The sequence below is a fragment of the Nonomuraea angiospora genome, assembly GCF_014873145.1.
Taxonomy (GTDB): Bacteria; Actinomycetota; Actinomycetes; order Streptosporangiales; family Streptosporangiaceae; genus Nonomuraea; species Nonomuraea angiospora.
Genome location: NZ_JADBEK010000001.1, coordinates 1,896,063 through 1,918,271, shown reverse-complemented (window position 1 = coordinate 1,918,271; position 22,209 = coordinate 1,896,063). Strand labels below are relative to the sequence as shown.

22 protein-coding genes are annotated in these 22,209 nt (G+C 73.0%); 9 read left to right on the top strand and 13 right to left on the bottom strand.

Translation table 11 applies throughout. The features are described from left to right. Positions 1–28: 28 nt before the first annotated feature. The 7 genes from H4W80_RS60410 to H4W80_RS08760 form a co-directional block, all read right to left on the bottom strand. Positions 29–388, bottom strand: coding sequence for a class I SAM-dependent methyltransferase (locus H4W80_RS60410; protein ID WP_225963330.1), 360 nt, complete (start codon positions 386–388; stop codon positions 29–31). 62 nt (positions 389–450) lie between these two features. Further along, on the bottom strand, positions 451–2,562 hold the full coding sequence (locus H4W80_RS08785) for a peptidase domain-containing ABC transporter (RefSeq protein WP_225963329.1): 2,112 nt from the start codon (positions 2,560–2,562) through the stop codon (positions 451–453). Between the two features lie 20 nt (positions 2,563–2,582). After that, on the bottom strand, positions 2,583–2,771 hold the full coding sequence (locus H4W80_RS08780; protein WP_192784621.1) for a hypothetical protein: 189 nt from the start codon (positions 2,769–2,771) through the stop codon (positions 2,583–2,585). After that, the gene (locus H4W80_RS08775) at positions 2,768–3,766 is read right to left on the bottom strand and encodes a TIGR04500 family putative peptide maturation system protein (RefSeq protein WP_192784620.1); all 999 of its coding nucleotides are present in this window, start codon (positions 3,764–3,766) and stop codon (positions 2,768–2,770) included. Before H4W80_RS08775 ends, H4W80_RS08780 begins: the two co-directional genes overlap by 4 nt. Further along, the gene (locus tag H4W80_RS08770; protein ID WP_192784619.1) at positions 3,763–4,722 is read right to left on the bottom strand and encodes an MvdC/MvdD family ATP grasp protein; all 960 of its coding nucleotides are present in this window, start codon (positions 4,720–4,722) and stop codon (positions 3,763–3,765) included. Before H4W80_RS08770 ends, H4W80_RS08775 begins: the two co-directional genes overlap by 4 nt. A gap of 50 nt (positions 4,723–4,772) precedes the next feature. Continuing rightward, on the bottom strand, positions 4,773–4,922 hold the full coding sequence (locus H4W80_RS08765; protein ID WP_192784618.1) for a hypothetical protein: 150 nt from the start codon (positions 4,920–4,922) through the stop codon (positions 4,773–4,775). 232 nt (positions 4,923–5,154) lie between these two features. Continuing rightward, complete coding sequence (locus H4W80_RS08760; protein WP_192784617.1) at positions 5,155–6,426, bottom strand: ROK family transcriptional regulator; 1,272 nt, start codon at positions 6,424–6,426, stop codon at positions 5,155–5,157. A gap of 107 nt (positions 6,427–6,533) precedes the next feature. Here H4W80_RS08760 and H4W80_RS08755 point away from each other — a divergent pair, with 107 nt between their 5' ends. Both H4W80_RS08755 and H4W80_RS08750 read left to right on the top strand, forming a co-directional pair. Further along, positions 6,534–10,082, top strand: a complete 3,549-nt coding sequence (locus tag H4W80_RS08755; RefSeq protein WP_192784616.1) for an alpha-N-acetylglucosaminidase TIM-barrel domain-containing protein — start codon at positions 6,534–6,536, stop codon at positions 10,080–10,082. 80 nt (positions 10,083–10,162) lie between these two features. Further along, on the top strand, positions 10,163–10,393 hold the full coding sequence (locus tag H4W80_RS08750; RefSeq protein WP_192784615.1) for a hypothetical protein: 231 nt from the start codon (positions 10,163–10,165) through the stop codon (positions 10,391–10,393). A 24-nt stretch (positions 10,394–10,417) separates the two neighbouring features. On the opposite strand, the gene H4W80_RS08745 is transcribed toward H4W80_RS08750, so the two are convergent. The 3 genes from H4W80_RS08745 to H4W80_RS08735 all read right to left on the bottom strand — a co-directional run bounded on the left by H4W80_RS08745 (position 10,418) and on the right by H4W80_RS08735 (position 11,411). Then, the gene (locus H4W80_RS08745; RefSeq protein ID WP_192784614.1) at positions 10,418–10,810 is read right to left on the bottom strand and encodes a DUF3147 family protein; all 393 of its coding nucleotides are present in this window, start codon (positions 10,808–10,810) and stop codon (positions 10,418–10,420) included. After that, complete coding sequence (locus tag H4W80_RS08740) at positions 10,807–11,148, bottom strand: DUF3147 family protein (protein ID WP_192784613.1); 342 nt, start codon at positions 11,146–11,148, stop codon at positions 10,807–10,809. The genes H4W80_RS08745 and H4W80_RS08740 overlap by 4 nt, the downstream gene beginning before the upstream one ends. A gap of 71 nt (positions 11,149–11,219) precedes the next feature. Then, positions 11,220–11,411 (bottom strand): FAD-binding protein, encoded by a 192-nt coding sequence (locus H4W80_RS08735; RefSeq protein ID WP_318786768.1) that lies wholly within the window; start codon positions 11,409–11,411, stop codon positions 11,220–11,222. Positions 11,412–11,519: 108 nt separating this feature from the next. Here H4W80_RS08735 and H4W80_RS08730 point away from each other — a divergent pair, with 108 nt between their 5' ends. Further along, positions 11,520–13,313: a thiamine pyrophosphate-requiring protein gene (locus tag H4W80_RS08730; protein ID WP_192784611.1), complete on the top strand. Its 1,794-nt coding sequence runs from the start codon at positions 11,520–11,522 to the stop codon at positions 13,311–13,313. A gap of 56 nt (positions 13,314–13,369) precedes the next feature. Here H4W80_RS08730 and H4W80_RS08725 read toward each other — a convergent pair whose 3' ends face one another. From H4W80_RS08725 to H4W80_RS08715, 3 genes are all read right to left on the bottom strand, one after another. Then, the gene (locus H4W80_RS08725) at positions 13,370–14,323 is read right to left on the bottom strand and encodes an LLM class F420-dependent oxidoreductase (protein WP_192784610.1); all 954 of its coding nucleotides are present in this window, start codon (positions 14,321–14,323) and stop codon (positions 13,370–13,372) included. Between the two features lie 36 nt (positions 14,324–14,359). Then, positions 14,360–14,515, bottom strand: coding sequence for a DUF6131 family protein (locus tag H4W80_RS08720; protein ID WP_192784609.1), 156 nt, complete (start codon positions 14,513–14,515; stop codon positions 14,360–14,362). A gap of 68 nt (positions 14,516–14,583) precedes the next feature. Then, the gene (locus H4W80_RS08715) at positions 14,584–15,498 is read right to left on the bottom strand and encodes a glycosyltransferase (protein ID WP_192784608.1); all 915 of its coding nucleotides are present in this window, start codon (positions 15,496–15,498) and stop codon (positions 14,584–14,586) included. Positions 15,499–15,626: 128 nt separating this feature from the next. Between H4W80_RS08715 and H4W80_RS08710 the strand changes: the two genes are divergently transcribed. The 6 genes from H4W80_RS08710 to H4W80_RS08685 are packed head-to-tail and all read left to right on the top strand — an operon-like array spanning position 15,627 to position 22,203. Continuing rightward, complete coding sequence (locus H4W80_RS08710) at positions 15,627–17,246, top strand: carbamoyltransferase family protein (protein WP_192784607.1); 1,620 nt, start codon at positions 15,627–15,629, stop codon at positions 17,244–17,246. Continuing rightward, positions 17,243–18,145, top strand: a complete 903-nt coding sequence (locus H4W80_RS08705; RefSeq protein WP_192784606.1) for a glycosyltransferase family 2 protein — start codon at positions 17,243–17,245, stop codon at positions 18,143–18,145. The genes H4W80_RS08710 and H4W80_RS08705 overlap by 4 nt, the downstream gene beginning before the upstream one ends. Further along, positions 18,139–19,134 (top strand): glycosyltransferase family 9 protein, encoded by a 996-nt coding sequence (locus tag H4W80_RS08700; RefSeq protein WP_225964638.1) that lies wholly within the window; start codon positions 18,139–18,141, stop codon positions 19,132–19,134. The genes H4W80_RS08705 and H4W80_RS08700 overlap by 7 nt, the downstream gene beginning before the upstream one ends. Further along, entirely contained in the window at positions 19,131–20,318 is a 1,188-nt protein-coding gene (locus H4W80_RS08695; RefSeq protein WP_192784604.1) for a glycosyltransferase, read from the top strand. Before H4W80_RS08700 ends, H4W80_RS08695 begins: the two co-directional genes overlap by 4 nt. Continuing rightward, positions 20,303–20,854, top strand: a complete 552-nt coding sequence (locus H4W80_RS08690) for a D-sedoheptulose-7-phosphate isomerase (RefSeq protein WP_192784603.1) — start codon at positions 20,303–20,305, stop codon at positions 20,852–20,854. The genes H4W80_RS08695 and H4W80_RS08690 overlap by 16 nt, the downstream gene beginning before the upstream one ends. Beyond that, positions 20,851–22,203, top strand: coding sequence for a PfkB family carbohydrate kinase (locus tag H4W80_RS08685; RefSeq protein ID WP_192784602.1), 1,353 nt, complete (start codon positions 20,851–20,853; stop codon positions 22,201–22,203). Before H4W80_RS08690 ends, H4W80_RS08685 begins: the two co-directional genes overlap by 4 nt. Positions 22,204–22,209 lie beyond the last annotated feature (6 nt).

Below are 22,209 nucleotides of genomic sequence, written 5' to 3'. Positions count from 1 at the left end.
GCCGCAGGTCGGGGCCTCACGCGACCCGCTACGTGAACCACGGCGCCGACCTCACCGGCGGGCGGTGGTCTCCCTCGCGATGAGGCGGTGGCTCAGGATCGTCGTCGTGGCGTGGTCCACGCCCGGGGCGGACTCGATGAGGTGGCGGGCATCTCGTACAGCGGCAGGCCAGCGGCTGCAGCCCGGTATCGGCGTCCTCGACCGACAGCCGGCCACCGGGGCGCAGCGCCGCCACCATCGTCGCCAGCGCCCGGGCACGGTCGGGGACGTGGACGAGCACGAGCCGGGCGTGTACCAGGTCGAACGTGCCCGGCTGCGGCGGCACCGCCCCGCCTGAGGTCGTGTCCGGCTCGGACCCGGGGTCGGCGAGGGACTGCGATGAACTCATGCCTGCATCCTCACTCCCGGCGTGTGGAGAATCCCGCCTTGTGAGCCCCGCTCCGTGGAGGGTCACAGCCGCGGTCGTGTCAGGTCGGACAGGGCCGCGTACCGTCCGCCGGATCGCATCAGCTCGTCGTGGGTTCCTCGCTCGGCCACCTGTCCCGCCTCTATGACGAGGATCTGGTCGGCGTCGCGCACGGTGCTCAGCCGGTGGGCGATCACGACGCGGGTCAGCGGCAGGGCCGCGAGGTTGTGCTCGATGGCCGCCTCGGCCACGGTGTCCAGGTGGCTGGTGGCCTCGTCGAGCAGCAGGATCCGCGGCTCGGGCAGCAGGGCCCGCGCGAGGGCGATCCGCTGCCGCTGGCCGCCTGACAGGCCGCCGCCCTCGGTGAGCATCGTCTCGTACCCCATGGGCATGGCCATGATGTCGTCGTGGACGTGCGCCAGCCTGGCGGCGGCCACGATCCTGTCCAGCGCGGCGCCGGGGACGGCCAGGGCGATGTTCTCCCTGATGGTCCCGGTGAACAGGTGCGGGTCCTGGGTGACCACGCCGAATCGGCCGCGCAGCCAGCCTGGGTCCAGGTCGCGCGCGGGCGTCCCGTCGTAGCGGATCTCGCCCTCGATCGGCTCGTACAGGCCGAGCAGGATCCTGCCCAGCGTGCTCTTGCCCGAGCCGGAGCTGCCCACCAGCGCGACCTTCTGTCCAGGATCGATCCTGAGCGTGACGTTCCTGAGCGTCCAGGGGGAACGTGGGTCGAAGCGGAACCCGACGCCGCTCAGCGCCACCTCCCCGCGCAGCCGTGGCCGCGCGCCGCCGGTGCGTTCCGGCTCGGCCTCGACGATGTCGGCGAGCCGCTCGACGTGAGCCCCGGCCTCCTGGAGCTCCTGGAGGCTGGTCAGCAGCGAGGTCAGCGGGGTGAGCGCGGAGACGGCGAGCGCGTTGAGCGCGAGCATCGTTCCCAGGCTCGGCCCGCCGTCGAGCACTCGGACCGCGCCCACGAGCAGCAGCAGCGCGGGAGCGAGGATCCTGATGCCGGACAGGACCGAGTCCAGGAGCCCGCGGGCCAGGCCCAGGCGCAGGTCGGCGTTCATCTGCGAGGTGAACATCGCTGACCACCGCTCGACGGCACGCCGTTCCGAGCTGGACGCCTTGATCGACTCGATGCCCCGGATGGACTCGATGAGCCGGCCCTGGGTCGTGGCGGCGGCGGTCAGCCCGCGCCCGGTGAGATCGGCGATCCGTCTTCGGGTGAGGAGCAGCAGGACGACCTGGACGGCCGCCACCGCGGCCAGGCACCCGCCGAGCACGGGATCGCCTGCCAGCACGAGGATCATGAGCACCACGGCCAGCGGACCGTCGAGGAACGCCGACAGCACCTGGCCGGACAGCATGGCTCTCAGGCTGGCCGCGCTCTGTGTGCTCATGACCAGGTCGCTCGTCCCGCGCAGGGTGAAGTACCCGTAAGGCAGCGCGAACAGCTGTCCGACCACCCCGCCCGTGAACTCCGTGTCGGCCCGTGCCCGCAGCATGAGGAGCACGGCCGTACGCAGGTAGTTGAGGATTGCCTGGATCAGCACCACGATCGGCAGGCCGACGATGAGGACGCGCAGCAGATACCGGTCGCGGCCGGGCAGCACCTCGTCGACGACGAGCCCGGAGAGCAGGGGCAGCACGAGCGCGGCCACCTGCAGGAGCACTGAGGCGAGCAGCGCCTGGATCAGCAGGCCGCGGTGGCGCATGAGCAGGGCGCGCAGCAGGTTCGCGCGCCACGGGCGCCGCTCGGGCCCCTGGACGCTGAAGTCCGGGCCCGGCTCGAAGGCCAGCACGACCCCGGTGAACCCGAGGTCGAACTCCTCCGGCGTGAGCCGGCGCCGCCCGGAGGCCGGATCGACGACCTCGACGACATCCGGGCGCCAGCGCTCGACGACCAGAAAGTGGTTGAACTCCCAGTGCACGACGAACGGCCCCGGCACCGATCCGAGCCGCTCGGGCGCGATCGAGAGCGCCTTGGCGCGCAGGCCGTACGACTTCGCGGCCTCGACGATCGCGAAGGCGGTCAGCCCGTCCCTGGACACCTGGAGATCCGCGGCGACCTCACGCACGCTCGCGCGGCGCCCGTGGTGCCCGAGCACCATCGCCAGGCACGCCGCGCCGCAGTCGGCCATCGTGTTCTGCCTCATCACGGGTACCCGGGCCCGTCTCATCGCGCGTCACCGAGCGCGGGAAGGACGCCGAGCAGCACCACGATCGCCAGCGCCAGCGCGAGCAGGCCCACGTAGATCCACAGCCAGGCCAGGAGTGTCGCGGAGACGCGGTAGGGGGGCTCGGCGTGCCGCCGGACGCCCTGATGGTGGTGAACCGCCCTTTCCCGGTACGGAAGCGGCTTCACCTGCCCGCCGTCCGTTCCGCGACTCCCCAGAACCATTCGATCTTGGCCGCGTTCCTGCGCTCCTCGATCCATTCGCTGAAGATCCGGCGTTCGACGAGGTCGCGTAGGGTCTCGTCAAGGACGGCCGGCTCCACCGCCAGGACCTTCACCAGCAGGTGCCCGCCCTCTACCGGGAACGGCCCGATGATCGTCCCCGGAGGGGCCGCGAAGATCCGCTCCGCCACCTCCTCATCGAGGTCGCCCCGGCGGAGGGTGGCGAACACCTCGCCCGGACGGGCGCTGCCGTCGGCGAAGGCCCGCTCGACCACGTGCAGGAACCCGGCCGCGTCGGGCACGGCCGGCTCGGTGACGAACACCGCCCGCGCGACGCGGGCGACGTCGAGCTCCCCGCCGTGTTCGGCGAACCAGTCCTCCACCCGTCCCGCGGCAACCCGCGAGCGGAGCGCGGCGACGGCTGCCTCAAGGGCGACCAGCTCCTCCAGCTCCTGGTGGGAGATGCGGTTGCGCTCCATCCAGGCCCGGGTCGCCTCCCCGGTCAGCAGACCGCGGGCGCGGCGGAAGGCGTCCATCGCCTCCTGCAGCGCGGCGTCGCTCAGCGGTTCCCGCGTCTCCTCCAGTTCCTCACGTACGAGGCTGTCGGCCACGAGCCGGTCGGCCAGCGCGGACTCGTCCCAGATGAAGTCCAGGCAGGCGATCGCCCTGGCCACCGGTGTCTCGATGCCATTGACCCGAAGCAGCAGGTGCTCGCCCGCACGGTGCACGCCGCGCAACGGCCATGGCAGGGCCCGGTCGGCACACCAGGACAGCGAGATCGTGGCACCGTCGCCGTCCTTGATGAGCAGGGCGTGGTGCAGCGAGCCGTCGAACTCCTCGCGCTGGGCGACCAGTCGCGTCCGGGCCTGCGGGTACGCCGCACGGAACCCCTCCAGGCCACGCTCGGGCCCGCCCGACCTGAGCAGGCCGACCGCGTCGGCGAGCATCGGCCCGTACGTCATCGCTTCACTCCCCTCTTGAGCAGTTCGCCGATCGCTGCGCTGATCGGCAGCCCGGTCGCGTCCTCGATCCACAGGAACTGGCCGTTCGGGTTGATCTCCAGGAAGACGTGGCGGCCGTCCGGCGTGAGGATCAGGTCGATGGCGCCGTAGGACAACCCGAGCCGCTCGACCAGCTCCAGGCAGCGCCGGGAGACCTCGCCGGGCAGGTCGTGCGCCAGCACGGGGGTGGCGCCCGGGTCGTAGTGCCGCCAGTCGTATCGTGTGTGGTTGCTGACCTGCGAGTGGATCTCCGCCGCGAAGAGCTCGCCGCCCACCACCGTCACTCGCACCTCGACCTGCTTGGGAACGTACGCCTGGACGATGATCGGACATAGGCGCAGGGCGTCGGCATGACCGAGGTCCGCCGGAGTCACGGGCGCCGCGAACCGCCCGAACCGCTCACCGTCCGCCTCCAGCTGGTTGCCGTGCACGGGCTTGGTGATCACTCGGCCTTCGTGCCGGTCGTAGAAGTCGAGAAAGCGCTCGGGATCGTTCGTGATCAGCGTCGCGGGCAGTTCGAAGCCCAGCTGCCTGGCCACTTCGAGCTGGTACGGCTTGCGCCCCGCGCGGTCGATGACCGGCCTGGAGGCGGGGACCTTGAGGCATCCCAGGCCGTCCCACAGGCTCTCGGCCATGACGCGGCACTCCTCCTCGACGTGGTCGCGGGCGACGGTCAGAGGGTGGGCCACGGGATTCCCCGGGCGGCGATACCAGATCGCGGTCAGCTCGTCGAGGACGAGACGGCGTCCGCCACGGTTGAGGGTCCGAACGGTCGAGCCGTCTCCCGGATGGCCGATCTCCAAGGTCGCGGCGGCGGGGAACTGCGCGGGGTCGAAGACGGTGACGTCCGCCCCGGCGAGCGCCCCCACGACACGTTCGGCGTGCTCGTCTCCGTCGCAGGTCAGTACGAGGATCATCAGCGTGGTTCCGGTCGGGGGCGCGACCTGGGCCGCGCCCCCGCGGCTGACTAGTTGCTGTCGCCGGAGGTGTGCGTGTGGCCACCGTGGATCTCGATGACCTGGCTCTTGGCGCCACCGCTCACCTGGAGCAGCTGGCCCTCGTCGAGCTCAGCGCCCAGGGCCGCGATGGTGTCGAGGCTGGTACGTGTCTTACCCATGTTCATTCCCACCCTTTGTCCATACGGGGAGCCGAATGCACCCCGTCGCGTGGAACACGTTAGAGAGGCGGTACACAGGGCGTCGTCCGTCGCATGGATGATCAGCTGTCACCCTGGGGGCGGAGCAGCGTCAGCCGGTGGTCAGGCGGATCGCGGTCCACGACATCGGTGGCAGGCCGGCCCGCAGTACGCCGTCGGTGACGTCCGCGTCCTTGCTCGAGCGGCAGGTCGGTCAGCAGCCGGCCAGGGTGTCGCGCCACACCTCCTCCAGGGCGAGCTGGATCGCGCCCGTGAGCACGGTGCCCTCGGCCAGCTCCGACAGCTCCACGCTCGGCGGGGTGAGGACCAGGTCGGCGAGGTGCCGGGCGATGGCGTCCAGCAGGACCGCGCCGGCGCGGGCGATGCCGCCGCCGATCACTATCGCGTGCGGTGACAGCACGAGGACGGCGGGCGCGATCGCCTGGGCGAAGACGGCGGCGACCTGGTCGACGACCGCCACGGCCATCGGGTCGCCGTCGGCGGCGGCCGCGAAGACGGCGGCCGCGTCCGTCACGCGGGCGAGCCTGCACTCCGGCCGGCCCGCGGCGCGGCGGCGGGCCAGATCGACGATCGCCTCGGCGCCGATCGCGCGCTCCAGCGGCCCGCGACCGTCCCCGACAGGGTCCGGAAGGTCGCCGGTGGGGTTGGGAAGGTCCCCAGCGGCGTCGGGAAGGCCGCTGGCGGGGTCGGGAAGGCCGCTGGCCGGGCCGGGAAGGACGCCGGTGGGGCGGATGAAGCCGATCTCGCCGGCCTGGCCCGCGCCCCGGTGCAGCCGCCCGTCGATGACGACCCCGGCTCCCAGCCGCTCGCCCCACTGGACCGCGAGCAGGGTGCCCGCGCCCGCGCGTCGGTGGACGGCCGCCAGCGCGGCCAGGTTCGCGTCGTTCTCCACCGTGACCGCGCACCTGAAACGAGCGCGCAGGCGGCCGGCGAGGTCGATCTCCGGCCAGCCCGGCACGCTCGGGGCGAACAGCACCCGGCCGGTGGTCTCCTCGACGATGCCCGGGGTCGCCGCGGTGACCGCCGCGATCTGCCCGGCGGTCAGGCCGGCCGCCGCCAGGGCCGCGCCCGTCGCCTCGTCGACCGCCTCCAGCAGGTGCCGGGCGCCGCGGCGGCCGACCGGCCGGCGGATCGTCGCGAGGCGCTCGCCGGCCAGGTCGGCGATGCCCGCCGTCACGGTGTGCGGGCCGACGTCCAGGGCGAGCACGGGCGCCGCCCGGCCGTTGAGCGAGAACCGGGTCGCCGGTCTGCCCACCGTGGCCTGCTCCGGCGCGACCTGCCGCAGCCAGCCGGCGGCCAGCAGGTCCTCCACGGCCTGGGCGACCGTCGGGCGGGTGAGCTCGGTCAGCCGGGCGAGCTCGGCCACCCGTACGGGCTCGGGCGCGCGCCGCCGGACCGCGTCGAGCACCGCGGCCCGGTTCATCCTGCGCAGGACCGGGGTGCCCGCCGGCCGCTCCTCCGTCATCAACGCCCCTCTTGACCTTCTGTCGTCTCCGGCTGAGTATATTCCGCAGAGACCTTACGAAAAGTCTTTACATAATAGGTTCGCCCTCCCGGAGGTGGCCGCCCCCCATGACCCGTTCCCGCGAACCGCAGAGCCTCGCCGCCCCGTTACCGCGCCTGCGGCGACCCCTTCTGGCGGCGCTGGCCGTCCTGCTCACGCTGCTCACCGCGCCGTTCGCCGCCCAGCCCGCGGTGGCGGCCGGCACCCCCGCGCAGTCCGCGCCCGCCCGGCTCGACGGCCCGGCGGCGCAGGCCCTGGAGCGGCTGATCGGGACGGCGCGCGCCAGGCAGGTCACGCTGCGCGCGATCGACAAGGGCACCGGCCGCGACCGGTTCGAGGTGTACGCCGAGAACGGCCGCCTCGTCGTCGCCGGCACGACGCCCGCGGTGCAGCTGACCGGCTTCGGCCACTACCTGCGCCAGGTCGCGCACGCCGACGTCTCGATCAACGGCTCCCAGGTCGACCTGCCCCAGCGCCTCCCTCTACCGACGGCTCCCATCGCCAAGGACTCCTCGGTGGACCATCGCTTCGCCCTTAACGACACCAACCAGGGCTATGCGGGGGCGTATCTGAGCTGGCCGGAATGGCAGCGGCGGATCGACGTCCTCGCGCTGCACGGCATCAACGAGGTGCTCGTCTACGAGGGCCAGGAGGCGGTCTACCAGCGCACCTTCATGGAGTTCGGCTACTCCGACCAGCAGATGCGCGAGTGGATCCCGCAGCCGGGCCACCAGTCCTGGTGGCTGCTGCAGAACATGTGCTGCACCGACAGCCCGATCTCCCAGCAGCTCATCGACCGGCGCGTCGAACTCGGCCGCAAGATGGCCGACCGCCTGCGCTCCCTGGGCATGGTGCCCGTGCTGCCCGGCTATTTCGGCACCGTGCCGACCGACTTCAAGGTCCGCAACCCGGGCGCCAACACCGTCCCGCAGGGCACCTGGAACCAGCTCGAACGCCCCCACTGGCTCGACCCGACCGATCCGGTCTTCGCGCGCGTCGCGGCCACGTTCTACCGGGTGCAGACCGAGCTGTTCGGGCCCAGCACGATGTACAAGATGGACCTGCTGCACGAGGGCGGCACGGCCGGCAAGGTCGACGTCGCGCAGGCGTCGCAGGCGGTGCAGCAGGCGCTGAACGACGCCCACCCCGACGCGCTCTGGACGATCCTGGGCTGGCAGAGCAACCCGCTCCCGGCCACGCTCCAGGCCATCGACCGGAGCAAGATGTTCATCGTCGACGGCATCAGCGAGGAGCCCGGCATCACCGACCGGGACAAGGACTTCCTCGGCACCGGGTACGCGTTCGGCACCATCTGGAACTTCGGCGGCCACTTCAACCTCGGCGCCCGCCTGACGCTGTGGAACGAGAAGTTCCACGCCTGGCGCGGCAAGTCCGGCACGGCGATGAACGGCATCGCGCTCATGCCGGAGGCCATCGACAACAACCCGGCCGCGGTCGCGTTCTTCGCCGACCTGCCGTGGCAGGACGGCCCGGCCGACATGCGGCAGTGGTTCGACGAGTACGCCACCGCCCGGTACGGCGGCGACGACCCGCACGCCAAGGCGGCCTGGCGGATCCTGCTCGACACCGTCTACAGCTGGCCCGCCGGCGCCGACAGCCGGCACGTCACCGGCCTGTACGACGACGAGCCCGGCCTGGCGAACACCGGCTACCCGCTGCCGTACGACATCGCCGCCTTCGACAAGGCGCTCGACGAGCTGCTCCAGGTCGACCGGCGGCTGCGCGGCTCCGGCGCCTACCGCTACGACCTCGTCGACGTCGCCCGGCAGGTGCTGGCCAACCACAGCCGGCTGCAGCTGCCCCAGATCCGCGCCGCCTACCGCGCCAGGGATCTCGACCGCTTCGAGCGCCTCACCCGCCAGTGGACGGACCGGATGCGGCTGATGGACCGGCTGCTGGGCACCGACGAGAACTTCCTGCTCGGCGCGTGGCAGAAGGAGGCCCGCCGACAGGCCGCCACCCCGGCCGAGGCGGCGACCCTCGACTACAACCTCAAGTCGCTGGTCACGCTCTGGGCCGGCGGCGCCCGCCTGCAGGACTACGCCCGCAGGGAGATGAACGGCCTCGTCGGGCAGTACTACGCCAAGCGGTGGCAGCTGTTCTTCGACAGCCTGAAGGCCGCGCTGCGCTCGGGCAAGGACTATCCCGAGCGGATCGACTGGATGGCCGTCGCCCAGGACTGGGCGAAGGCCGGCACCAGGCTCGCATCCGAGCCGAGCGGCGACGCCTACACTGAGGCGAGCAGGGTGGCCGCGCTGCCCGACGGCGCGGTGACCGTCGGAACCGACCGCAAGGGCGTCAAGCCGGGCGGGGCCGTACAGGTCACCGCCGTGTTCACCAACGACAACGCGCTGCGGGCCACCGGCCGGGTGACGCTCCGGCTCGACGCCCCGCCCGGCTACCAGGTGCGCGCCACCTCGCCGGCCCGCGCGGACCACGTCGCCCCGCGCGACAGGCTCACCGTGACCTGGACGGTGACCGTCCCCGCCGGCGAGGCCCCGGGCGCCACCCCGGCGCTGGACGTCACCGCCTCCTGGCGCTCCGGCGAGGCCGACCGGCGGGACACCGCCTCCACCCGCCTGCTGATCGCCGGGGCCGCGCCCGCGTCGTACCGGACGATGAGCAGCACGCAGGCCGAGTTCGCCGCCACCGGCGACGGGCTCGCGATCGCGGCGGGCGGCGCGGACCTGTGGCGGGAGACCAACGAGCTGGCCACCGCCTACCGCGCGGACGCCCTGGCCGACGGGCAGCAGCTCGTCAGCACGGTGCTGCGCCAGGACGGCGCGTCGGACTGGACGCGGTCCGGGCTGGTGGTGAGCGACGACCTGGCCACCGCCGGGTCCGCCGGCTATGCCAACATCGCCGTCACCCCCGGCCACGGCTGCGTGTTCAGCTGGGATTCCGACGGCAACGGGCAGCTCGACTCGTACGCCGAGGTGGGCGGGTTCGCGCCGCCCGTACACGTGCGCGTCGGAAAGTCCGGCGACCGGCTCACCGGGTCGTGCAGCAGCGACGGCAGGAACTGGGCGGTGATCGGGGCGGCCCGCGTCCCGGGCGCCGGCGCGACGCTCGACGCCGGGCTGTTCGTCAGCGCGGCCAACCGGGACACCGGCCAGGAGGCGGTCGCCGTGCTGACCGATCCCGCGCCGTCCCCCTCGACCGCCCGCGACGGGGCGCAGGACACCCTGCAGAGCCTCCGCAAACCGGTCACGGCGCTGAGCTGGGAGCCGAACCGGGGCCCCGAGCACGCGAACGACGGCAACCGCGCCAACTCGCCGTACTTCGCCAGCCAGATGACCTGGGACACCACCTGGTGGCAGGTCGACCTGGGGGCGGTCGACGACGTCTCGCGCGTCAACGTGCGCACCTACGTCGGGGGCGGGCGCTACTACGAGTACCGGCTGGAGGGCAGCCTCGACGGCGTCACCTGGTACACCCTCGGCGGCCGCCGCGGCCCCCGGGCCGCGACCGACGCCGGGGACACGATGACCACCGAGGCGAAGGCCCGGTACGTACGGGTGATCGGCACGCACAACACCGCCAACCTGTCGTTCCACCTCACCGAGGTCAGCGTGTACGGGACGCCGGCGCGATGATGTTGACAGGGCCCATGATCCGGAGAGAATAAAGTTCGGTTCGCGTTGCTTGAAGTTCACGTGCTCCTGGAGGGACCTTCGTGAGAATTAAGCAGGGGATTGTCGCGGCGACGTTAGCCGCCGCCGTGCTCGCCGTCGGCTCCGCCCCCGCCCACGCCATTCCGCCGCCTCCACCGGGAGGCGACAACCTCACGGTCCTCAGTTACTACGCCGGGGACACGATCGTCGGGCAGCGCTGGTTCGGGTGCAGCCAGTCGGGCCAGTGGGGGTCGCAGGACGGCCAGCTGAAGGTCACCTGGACACCCTGCTGAACACGGCCCGCCACGGCCGGTGGCTCACTGGCCGTGGCGGGGGCCGAACCCCAGATACAGCAGGCCGGCGACCACCGCCCAGGCCACGGTGGCCACCACCAGGACGAGCCAGGCGGGCAGCAGGGGCGCCAGCGCCCACACGCACGCGGCGAAGGCGACCATGCCCGTCGCCCCCAGCACCGCGCCGCGGGCGTCCTGGGCGACCGGGTCGCGCCGGTGCTCCTCCTCCTCGATGAGGGTCAGAGTGGCCGCCAGGATGGCGGGGAAGGCCAGGAACACTCCGCCCGCCACAGGCCCCCAGCGCAGCCCGACCAGGCCGGCGGCCACGGAGACGACCGCCCCGAAGGCGAAGCGCACCACCATCCCGCGTACCGGCGTCTCCCGCAGCTTGGACGGCCGCAGCCGGATGCCGTTCACGCGATCAGCGCCCAGCCCGCGCCGGCGACGATCGCCCACACCGCGAGCGCCATCAGCGAGCCCGCCAGGGCGCCCACGCGGCGCACGAGCGGCACGGCCACCGCGCAGTAGGCCACCAGCGCGACCGCTCCGGCGATCATGCCGAGCGCGTCCTCGTCGAGCTGGTGCTCGCCCTTCTGCACCACGGTGACGGTCATCCCGGCCAGGGCCACGGCGGGGGCGGCGGCGAAGATGCCGGCGAACCGCTTGGGCGTCAGCATCTCGCCGATCACCGCGAAGGCCATCACGAGCAGGCCCCCGAGCAATCCGCGTCCCACGATCCACCACACCTCGCTCATCAGCGGCCCCTCTCGTCGTCCGGCTGCCCTCCAGCCGATCCGGTAACCGCCCGATGAGGTAAAGGCCGGTCTCACTCGTCCAGGCAGGCTCCGGGTTCGACCCACAGCAGCTGGCGGCAGTACTTGGACCAGTCGAGCACCACGCCCGTGTTGCAGCACCGCCCGGCCAGGCTCGTCCCCCCGCCGCGCGAGAACACCGCCACGTCGTGCCGGTGGCACACGGCCACGGCCTCCACCACCGCGTCAACGGTGCGCGGGATCACGTTGCAGCGATGCGGACATACGGGGTCGATTACCCAGCTCCCCGGTTTCAACCGTGTGGCTCGGGAAGGGCCTGAAAAGAGCCACTACCACCTCGAGAGGATCTGGTCATGGCGCCTACCGTTGCCGACTACCTGCTCCTTCGCCTGCGTCAGTGGGACGTCGACCACCTGTTCGGCTATCCGGGCGACGGCATCAACGGGATCATCGCGGCGCTGGGACGCGCCGACGACCGCCCCCGGTTCGTCCAGTCGCGGCACGAGGAGATGTCCGCGTTCGAGGCCGTCGGATACGCCAAGTTCACCGGCAAACCCGGCGTGTGCCTGGCGACCAGCGGGCCCGGCGCGATCCACCTGCTGAACGGCCTGTACGACGCCAAGCTCGACCACGTCCCGGTCGTGGCGATCGTCGGCCAGACGGCCCGCAGCGCCATGGGCGGCCACTACCAGCAGGAGGTGGACCTGCTGAGCCTGTTCAAGGACGTCGCGAGCGCGTACGTGCAGATGGCGACCGTCCCGGCGCAGCTGCCCAACCTCATCGACCGCGCCATGCGCATCGCCGTCGCCGAGCGCGCCCCGACCGCCGTGATCATCCCCTCCGACCTTCAGGAGGAGCCCTACGAGCCGCCCGCCCACGCGTTCAAGAACGTGCCGTCGTCGGCGCCCGGCTACACGGCGCCGGTGACCCGCGCGCCGGACGCGGAGATCGCCCGCGCGGCCGAGGTCCTCAACGCGGGCTCGAAGGTGGCGATGCTGGTCGGCCAGGGCGCCCGCTCGGCCGCCGCCGAGGTCATCGAGGTCGCCGAGCTCACCGGGGCCGGGGTGGCCAAGGCGCTGCTCGGCAAGGACGTGCTGCCCGACGACCTGCCGTACGTCACCGGGTCCATCGGCCTGCTCGGCACCCGGCCCTCCTACGAGCTCATGCGCGACTGCGACACGTTGCTGATCGTCGGGTCCAACTTCCCGTACACGCAGTTCCTGCCGCCCTTCGGCGAGGCGCGCGGCGTGCAGATCGACATCGACGGCCGCATGATCGGCATGCGCTACCCGACCGAGGTCAACCTCGTCGGCGACGCCGCCGAGACGCTCCGGGCGCTGATCCCGCTCCTGAACCGCAAACAGGACCGGTCCTGGCGCGACACCGTCGAGGGCAACCTCGCGCGCTGGTGGGACACGGTCGAACGCCAGGCCAAGGTGGAGGCCGACCCGATCAACCCGATGCTGCTGTTCTGGGAGCTGAACACCAGGCTCCCGCAGAACGCCATCGTGACCGCCGACTCCGGCTCGGCCGCGAACTGGTACGCGCGCGACCTGAAGATCCGCGCCGGCGTGCGCGGCTCGCTGTCGGGGACCCTGGCGACGATGGGGCCGGGCGTGCCGTACGCGATCGGCGCGAAGTTCGGCCACCCCGACCGCCCCGTCATCGCCTTCGTCGGCGACGGCGCCATGCAGATGAACGGGCTGGCCGAGCTCATCACGATCAAGCGGTACGCCTCCCAGTGGGCCGATCCGCGCCTGATCGTGGCGGTCCTGCACAACAACGACCTGAACCAGGTCACCTGGGAGCTGCGGGCCATGGGCGGCGCGCCGAAGTTCGAGGAGTCCCAGACGCTGCCGGACGTGTCCTACGCCGGCTTCGCCCGCTCGCTGGACCTGGAGGGCATCGAGGTCGAGAAGCCCGAGGCGATCGGCCCGGCCTGGGACCGCGCCCTGGCCGCCGACCGGCCCGTCGTCCTCGACGTCCACTGCGACCCCGACATCCCGCCGATCCCGCCGCACACGGAGTTCGAGCAGCTCAAGGACGCCGCCGAAGCCATCATCAAGGGCGACCCCGACGCGCTCGGCGTGGTCAAGAAGGGGCTCAAGACCAAGGCCCAGGAGCTGTTCGCCCGCGGCAAGGGGTGAGATGCCGTCCGGCCGGCGTCAGTCGCCTGACGCCGGCCGGACACATCGCAACCGGGTCATCGCAGCCGGGGCAGGACCTCGCGGGCGTAGAACTCGAAGAAGGCGTCCTGCTCGGTGCCGATCTGGCTGACGTAGACCTCGTCGAACCCGGCGTCCACGTACTTCTGGATCGCCTGGACGTGCGCCTCGGGATCGGGGCCGCACGGGATCGAGGCGGTGGCCTCCTCCTCGCTGACCATCTCCGCCAGCTGCTCGAAATGCCGTGGCAGGGGGAGCAGCTGGGAGGCCTCACCCTTGAGGCCCTCGGTCGGCCACAGCCGGTGCACGGTCTTGCGGGCGGCCGCCTCGTCGTCGGCGTGGCAGACCTTCAGCCCGCCCTGCGTGGGCTTGCCCGCCCCGCCGGACTCGCGGAACAGCTTGACCAGGTCGGCGGCCGGGCCCGTGCAGATGTAGCCGTCGCCGATCCGCCCCGCCAGCTGGACCGACTTGTTGCCGAAGCCGGAGATGTACACCGGCGGCGGCTGGTCGGGAAGCGTGTAGAGGCGCGCGTTGTCGACGGAGTAGTGCTTTCCGCGGTGGGTGGTCAGCTCGCCGCTCCACAGCCGCCGCATCACCTCGATCGCCTCCTCCAGCATCTCCAGCCGTTCGGCGGCCGGGGGCCAGCGGGAGTCGATGATGTGCTCGTTCAGCGCCTCGCCCGTGCCGACGCCGAGCTGGAAGCGGCCCCCCGTCAGTACGGCGCTGGTCGCGGCCGCCTGCGCGATGACGGCCGGATGGATGCGCACCAGGGGGCAGGTGACCGCCGTCGTGATCGGCAGCGTCACCGCCTCGGCGATCGCTCCGATGGTCGACCAGACGAAGGGGCTCTGGCCCTGTTCGTCGAGCCAGGGATGGTAGTGATCGGAGATCCAGAGCCCCTCGAAGCCCGCCCGCTCGGCCAGCTTCGACTGCCGGACGAGTTCTTTGGGCCCGTGCTCCTCGCTGCTCAGGAAGTATCCGATGCGTGCCATGGCTGAATCCTTCTCGTCGCGGACTGGCGGGCGAGGTCAGAACCAATATCGCCGGCCCCCGACCGGGCGGCCGATGGAGCCCAGGACGAGCAGGATCACGCCGATGACGAGCAGGATGGCGCCGATCGTGTAGAGCACCGAGATGCCGAGCAGCCACCCCAGGAGCACCAGGATGATACCGATGATGATCATGTTCTCACCGATCCCGAGACGTTGATTTTGTCGAAAACTCGGCTACCCGAGCTGTACGCGGTAAACGTTCACGGCGCTTCGCCCAGCACGCGGTCCCAGTCGTCGAGGAACCGGGCGATGCCGTACCGGGAAAGCGCCGCCGTGCGGGCGGCCTTGCCGTACTGACTCGCCAGGGCGGGGTCCCCGACGAACTCCGACAGCGCCTCCACCAGGACGGGCAGCTTGGTGGACAGGACGCCGGCCTCCGGCGGGACGGCCTCGATCGCCTCCGTGGCGGCCAGGGCGACGACGGGCAGGCCCAGCATCATGGCCTCGATGAGCGCGAGGCCGAGCGAGGTCCACCGGTAGGGGTGCAGGTAGGCGCGGCGCATGGCGAGGGCCGCGTGCAGCTCGGCCTGCGGCAGGTCGTAGGCCGGGTACGGCAGGCCCGTGGCCTTCATGCCGTACACGTCGAGCGGCACGTCGAAGGCGGCCAGCAGGTCGGTGCCGGCCACCCGCGCGCGCCGGACCGGCTCGTTGATCACCACAGCGGCCCTGGGCAGCTCGCCGGTGTAGCGGTGGCCGGGATCGACCACGCCGTGCTCGATGACGCGGACGGGGGCGATGCCGTTGTCCCAGTACAGCGCGTTGAAGTGGGTCACGTGCACGAGCGGGATGGCCGACTGGCCGGCCAGCGGGTGCCGGGTGGCGGGCACGTCGCCCTTGGGGGTGTTGTGCTCGACGTAGACGCCGGGCACCGCGCCGCCGAGCCAGTCGCGGGCCAGCTCGATCTCGTGTGGGCGCTGGTAGACGACCAGGTCGATCTGCTCGTGCGCGAGCCGGTCCCACGGCACCTCGCGTACCGAGGACGGCCAGTCGAAGCTCTGCGCCCGCCCTCTGCCGTCGGCGTCGCGGCCGGGGGTGAGAGGGACGAGGTAGGTGTGACGGCCCTGGACGAACGAGGTGGTCCACGAGCCGTGCACGTGCCAGACCAGGATTTTCATACGCGCACCGTTTTCTGGATTTCGTCATGCTCGAAAACCCGGCCCCCTCGGCCATGGCGTCGGCATGAGGGATGGCTGCCCCTTCTACCGGCTGTTTAACGACCGCTTCGCTCGGTAGCGCTTCTCGTATGAAGTTCCTGGGGATCAACGCGGTTTTCCACGATCCCGCCGCCGCCCTCGTGGTGGACGGCGAGGTCGTCGCGGCCGCGGAAGAGGAGCGGTTCAGCCGGCGCAAGCACGGCAAGCGGCCCGTGCCGTTCTCGGCGTGGGAGCTGCCCGAGCTGGCCGCCGCCTGGTGTCTCGCCGAGGCCGGGCTGCGGCCCGAGGATCTCGACGCGGTCGCCTATTCCTACGATCCCTCGCTGGTGCGGCAGGAGACGGGAGCCCCGTGGGAGGACCTGCGCACCACGTACGCGACGAGGGCGCCGAGCTTCCTGGCCACGGCGCTGCCCGGGCTCGACCCGGCGCAGGTGCGGTTCGTGCCGCACCACGTGGCGCACGCGGCCTCGGCGGGGCTCGCCGCGCCGTTCGAGGAGTGCGCGGTCCTGGTGTGCGACGGCCGCGGCGAGTCCGTCTCGCACCTGGCCGGCCACTACCGGGACGGCGAGCTGACCACGCTCGCCACGCAGGAGCTGCCGCACTCGCTCGGCCTGATGTACGAGGAGGTCACCGAGCACCTGGGCTTCATGCGCTCCAGCGACGAGTACAAGGTCATGGCCCTGGCCTCCTACGGCACGCCCCGGCACCTCGACGTGCTGCGCGAGCTGATCGCGGCCACGCCGGAGGGCGGCTTCAGGGTCGAGCCCATCGACTGGGGCGGCTTCGCCAAGAAGCTCGCCGGCGGGGAGAAGTGGACCGCCGACCACGCCGACCTGGCCGCCAGCGTCCAGACGCGGCTGGAGGAGGTCCTGCTCGACCTGGCCTTCTGGCTGCACGGCCGGACGGGCGCGCGGCGCCTGGCGATGGCCGGAGGGGTGGCGCTCAACTGCGTGGCCAACACCCGGCTGCTGGCCGAGGGCCCGTTCGAGGACATCTGGGTGCAGCCGGCCGCCGGCGACTCGGGCACGGCGCTCGGGGGCGCCCTGCACCTGGCGCAGGAGCACGGCGAGCCCGCCGGCCCCATGCCCGGCGCGGACCTGGGGCGCCGCTGGAGCGACGACGAGGTGGCCGCGTGGCTGGACGTGGCGCGCGTGCCGTACACGCGGCCGCGGGACCTGGCCGGCGAGGTGGCCGCGGCGCTGGCCGACGACAGGATCGTGGCCTGGTTCCAGGGCCGCAGCGAGTACGGGCCGCGCGCGCTGGGCCGGCGCTCCTTGCTGGCCCACCCCGGCCACGTCCGCAACACCGAGCGGCTCAACGACGTCAAGGGCCGGGAGCAGTTCCGGCCGGTCGCGCCCATGGTGCTGGAGTCCAGGGCGAGGGAGATCTTCGGCCGGGGCCCGGTGCCCTCGCCGTACATGCTGTTCGTCCACGACGTGCGGCCGGAGTGGCGGGAGCGGATCCCCGCCGTCGTGCACGTGGACGGGACGGCCCGCATCCAGACCGTCTCCCCGGAGAGCGATCCCCTGATGGCGGCGGTGCTGGAACGGTTCGAGGCGCTGTCGGGGCTGCCCGTCGTGGTGAACACCAGCCTGAACACGGCGGGACGGCCGATGGTCGACTCGCCGAGGGACGCGCTGGAGTGCTTCGGCTCCGCGCCGGTCGACGTGCTCGTGATCGGGCCGTTCGTGGTGCGGAGGCCGGCATGATCACGGTGGTGATCCCCACGATCGGGCGGGCCTCCCTGGCCGACGCCGTTCCGGCGGGCGTGCCGGTGATCGTGGTGGAGGACACCGAACGCAGAGGACCCGCCGCGGCGCGCAACCAGGGCTGGCGGCAGGCGCGCACACCCTGGGTGGTCTTCCTCGACGACGACGTGGTGCCCGCCGAGGGATGGCTGGACGCGGCCGTCAAGGACCTGGCGGACCTGCCGGAGGACGTGGGCGGCAGCCAGGGCAGGATCGTGGTGCCGCTGCCGGAGGGCCGCCGGCCGACGGACGCCGAGCGCAACACGGCCGGCCTGGCGGACGCGGACTGGATCACCGCGGACATGGCCTACCGGCGGGCCGCGCTGGAGAAGGTCGGCGGGTTCGACGAGCGCTTCCCCCGCGCCTACCGGGAGGACGCCGATCTCGCGCTGAGGGTGATGGCGGCCGGCTACCGGCTGGTCAAGGGGCGGCGGGTGACCCGGCACCCCGTGCGGGACGACGGCTTCTGGGCCAGCGTGCGATTCCAGCGGGGCAACGCCGACGACGCGCTGATGCGCCGGATCCACGGGCCCGGCTGGCGGTCGCTGATCGGGGCGGGCGGGCTGCTGCCCAGGCACGCCGTCACGGCCGCACTGGGGATGTCCGCCCTCACCCTGGCCCTGACCACGGCCGTGGCCGCGGCAGGGCAGCGCGACGGCACCGCCAGGAACCGGGTGGCGGATGCCGCGCTCCTCGCGGCGGCGGGGTGGGCGGCGCTCACCGCGCGCTTCGCGTGGGAGCGCATCGCGCCGGGACCCCGGACGCCCGCCGAGATCGTCAGGATGCTGGTCACGAGCGCGGCCATCCCGCCCGTCGCCTGCGCGCACCGGCTTCGCGGGGAGCTGAGGGAGCGCTGGTGAGCCGCACCGTCCTGGTGGCTCGCCCGGACAGCGCCGGTGATGTGCTGCTCGCAGGTCCCGCCGTGCGCGCGGTCGGCGCGCACGCCGACCGGGTGGTCTTCCTGGCCGGCCCGCGCGGCCGGGCGGCTGCCGAGCTCCTGCCCGGCGTCGACCGCGTCATCGAGTGGCAGGCGCCGTGGATCGACGCCGACCCGCCGCCCGTCACCGGCGAGCACGTCGCCCGCCTCATGGAGGCGCTGCCCGACGCTGGCGAGGCGGTGATTCTCACCTCTTTCCATCAGTCGGCGCTGCCGCTCGCCCTGCTGCTGAGGTTGCGCGGGGTCGGCAGGATCACCGCGATCAGCGAGGACTACCCAGGCTCCCTGCTCGACGTCAGGGTGCGGATCGACGAGGCCAGGCACCTGCCGGAGGCGGAGCGGATGCTGGCGGTCGCCGCGGCCGCGGGCTTCCCACCGGTCGACGGCGGCGCGCTGGCCATCACCCCGCCGCCGCCGAGCCGGGTGGGCCCGCCCGGCTACGTCGTCGTCCATCCGGGGACCGCCGCCCCCGCCCGCGCCTGGCCGCCGTCCCGGCACCGGGAGGCGGTCGAGGCGCTGGCCGATGAGGGCTTCGCGGTGGTGGTCACCGGCGGTCCGGGCGAACGCGCGCTGACCGCCCACGTGGCGGGCGGCCACGCGATCGATCTCGGCGGGCTGACCAGCCTGCCGGAGCTGGCCGGAGTGCTCCGGGACGCCTGCGCGCTGGTGGCGGGCAACACCGGCCCCGCCCACCTGGCGGCCGCCGTCGGCACCCCGGTGGTCAGCCTCTTCTCCCCGGTGGTGCCGGCCGGGCGGTGGGCCCCGTACGGGGTGCCGTACGTGCTGCTCGGCGACCAGGAAGGCCCGTGCAAGGACACGCGGGCGCGGATCTGCCCGGTCGACGGACATCCGTGTCTGGCAGGAGTCACGGCCGCGCAAGTCGTCAAGGCAGTGAGGGAACTGGTCCGATGAAGATCGATCTCGTCTCCGAGCACGCCGATCCGCTGGCCGCGATCGGCGGGGTCGACGCGGGCGGGCAGAACGTCCATGTCGCCGCGCTCGCGCTCGCCCTGGCCCGGCGCGGCCACGACGTGCTGGTCCACACCCGGCGCGGCTCGCCCGAGCAGCCGCGGAGCGTGCCGCTGGGCGACGGGGTGCGGGTCGAGTACGTCCGGGCCGGGCCCGCCGTGCCGATCCCCAAGGACGAGCTGCCCCCGTACATGCCCGCCTTCGCCGAGCAACTGGCGCGGCGCTGGACGCGGCGCGCCCCGGACGTCGTGCACGCGCACTTCTGGATGAGCGGCACGGCCGCGCTGCTGGCGGCGGGTCACCGTCCCGTCGTGCAGACCTTCCACGCGCTGGGCACGGTGAAACGGCGCTGGCAGGGCGACGCGGACACCAGCCCGCCGGGCCGGATCGACGCCGAGCGGCGGATCGGCCGGGAGGCGGCGGCGGTGCTGGCCACCTGCTCGGACGAGGTCGGCGAGCTGCACGCCATGGGGGTGCCCGGCCACGTCATCTCGATCGTGCCCTGCGGGGTGGACCTGGACCGTTTCACCCCCGAAGGTCCGCGCGCGGACAGGGGCGCGCGCCCGCGGGTGCTGAGCATCGGCCGGCTGGTGCCGCGCAAGGGCGTCGACACCGTGCTGCGGGCGCTGCGCGAGGTGCCGGAGGCCGAGCTGCTGATCGCGGGCGGCTCCGACGGCGACCCGGAAGCCGCCCGGCTGGCGGGTCTGGCCGGCGCCTACGGACTGGCTGACCGGGTGAAGGTGCTCGGCGGCGTCCCGCACGACGAGGTTCCCGCGCTGATGCGCTCGGCCGACGTCGTGGTCACCGTGCCCTGGTACGAGCCGTTCGGCATGGTGCCGCTGGAGGCGATGGCCTGCGGCGTGCCGGTGATCGCCTCGGCCGTCGGCGGCCATCTCGACACGGTCGACGGCTGCGGCGTACTGGTTCCGCCGCGCCGGCCGCAGGCGCTGGCACGCGAGCTGAGAGACCTGCTCGGCGCCCCGCAACGGGCGGCGGAGCTCGGCGCCGCGGGGGCGCGCCGAGCCAGGCAGCGCTACGGCTGGCCGCGGGTGGCCGAGCAGACCGAGGCCGTCTACCGCGCCGTGCTGGGCGCCGAGGTGAGGGGGATGACATGCACAGGCACCTGACCATGCTGCGCGAGGCGCTGTCGATGAGCGCCGGCCAGGCGCCGACCGTGGAGGCGTGGGGCCGCAAGCTCGCGGCCGTCCTCGGCGGCGGCGGACGGCTGCTGGTGTGCGGCAACGGCGGCTCGGCCGCCGAGGCCCAGCACCTGACGGCCGAGCTGGTCGGCAGGTTCAAGGGGGAGCGGCGGCCCTACGCGGCCATCGCGCTGCACGCCGACACCTCGTCGGTGACGGCGATCTCCAACGACTTCGGCGCGGACGCCGTCTACGCCCGGCAGGTCTGCGCGCACGGCCGCCAGGGCGACGTGCTGCTGTGCCTGTCCACCAGCGGCGCCAGCGGCAACGTGCTGGCCGCCGCCCGGGCGGCGCGCGAGTGCGGGCTGGTCACCTGGGCCATGACGGGCAGGACGCCGAACCCGCTGGCCGAGATCAGCGACGAGGTGGTCGCGGTGCCCGCCACGGACACCGCGACCGTGCAGGAGGTGCACCTGGCCATGATCCACCTCCTCTGCCACGCGATCGAGGAGGCGGGAGAGTGAACGGACCGCTGGTCGTCATCGGCGACACGCTGCTGGACGTGGACATCGAGGGCAACGCCGAACGGCTCGCGCCCGACGCCCCCGTGCCCGTCGTCGACGTCGAGGCGAGACACCCACGGCCCGGCGGCGCGGGACTGGCGGCGCTGCTGGCCGCCAGGGACGGCGCGGAGGTGGTGCTGGTCACCGCGCTGGCCGACGACGAGAGCGGGCGCACGCTGCGGGGGCTGCTGAACGGCCGGCTGCGGGTCGTCCCGGTGCCGCTGCGCGGCGCCACGGTCTGCAAGACGCGGGTCAGAGCGGCAGGGCAGACGCTGGTGCGCCTCGACACCGGCGACGGGCACGTCGCCGGCGGCCTGGCCGGCGAGGTGGCCCGCACGGTCCGCTCCGCTCTGCGGACGGCGGGCGCCGTGCTGGTCTCCGACTACGGCAGGGGCATGGCGGGCTCGCTGCTCGATCTGCTCGGGGAGGTGGACGCGCCCATCGTGTGGGACCCCCATCCGAAGGGCCCGAGCCCCCTCCACGGGTGCGCGCTCATCACCCCCAGTGAGAGCGAGGCCCGGCTGCTGTGCCCGCCGCCGTACGCCGGGCCGGACGAGGCGGCCCGCAGCCTGGTGAAGGCCCTGCGCGCGCGGGCGGTCGCGGTGACGCTCGGCGCCGACGGCGCGGTGCTGGCGCACGAAGGCGGCCACCACACCAGGATCCCGCCGCCCCTGCTCGACGGCGGCCACGACGTGTGCGGCGCGGGAGACAGGTTCGCGGCGGCGGCGGCGCTGGCGTTGCGCGACCGGCTGCCGGTCGAGGACGCGGTCGCCCTCGGCGTCGGGGAGGCCGCCAGATTCGTCGAGGCGGGCGGAGCCGCGGCCATCAGGCCGCCCCGCGCGCAGATGCGCGACCGGCCGCGTACCGTCACCGAGATCGCCGACCTGGTCAGGGCCAACGGCGGCCGGCTGATCGCCACCGGCGGCTGTTTCGACCTGCTGCACGCCGGGCACGTGAGCCTGCTGCGCAGAGCCAGGGCGCTCGGCGACGCGCTGATCGTGTGCCTCAACTCCGACGCCTCGGCCAGGCGGCTCAAGGGCCCGAACAGGCCCGTCGTCGGGCAGCAGGACAGAGCCGAGGTGCTCGGCGCGCTGGGATGCGTCGACGCCGTCATGATCTTCGATGAGGACACCCCGGCCCAGGCCATCGAACGGCTCAGGCCGCACGTGTGGGTGAAGGGCGGCGACTACTCCGGCAGGGAGCTGCCGGAGGCGGAGTCGCTGCGGAAACTGGGCGCGGAGACGGTCGTTCTGGCCAGCGTGCCCGGCAGGTCCACGACCCGGATCATCGCCGCGATGCACGCGGCGTGAGGAGGA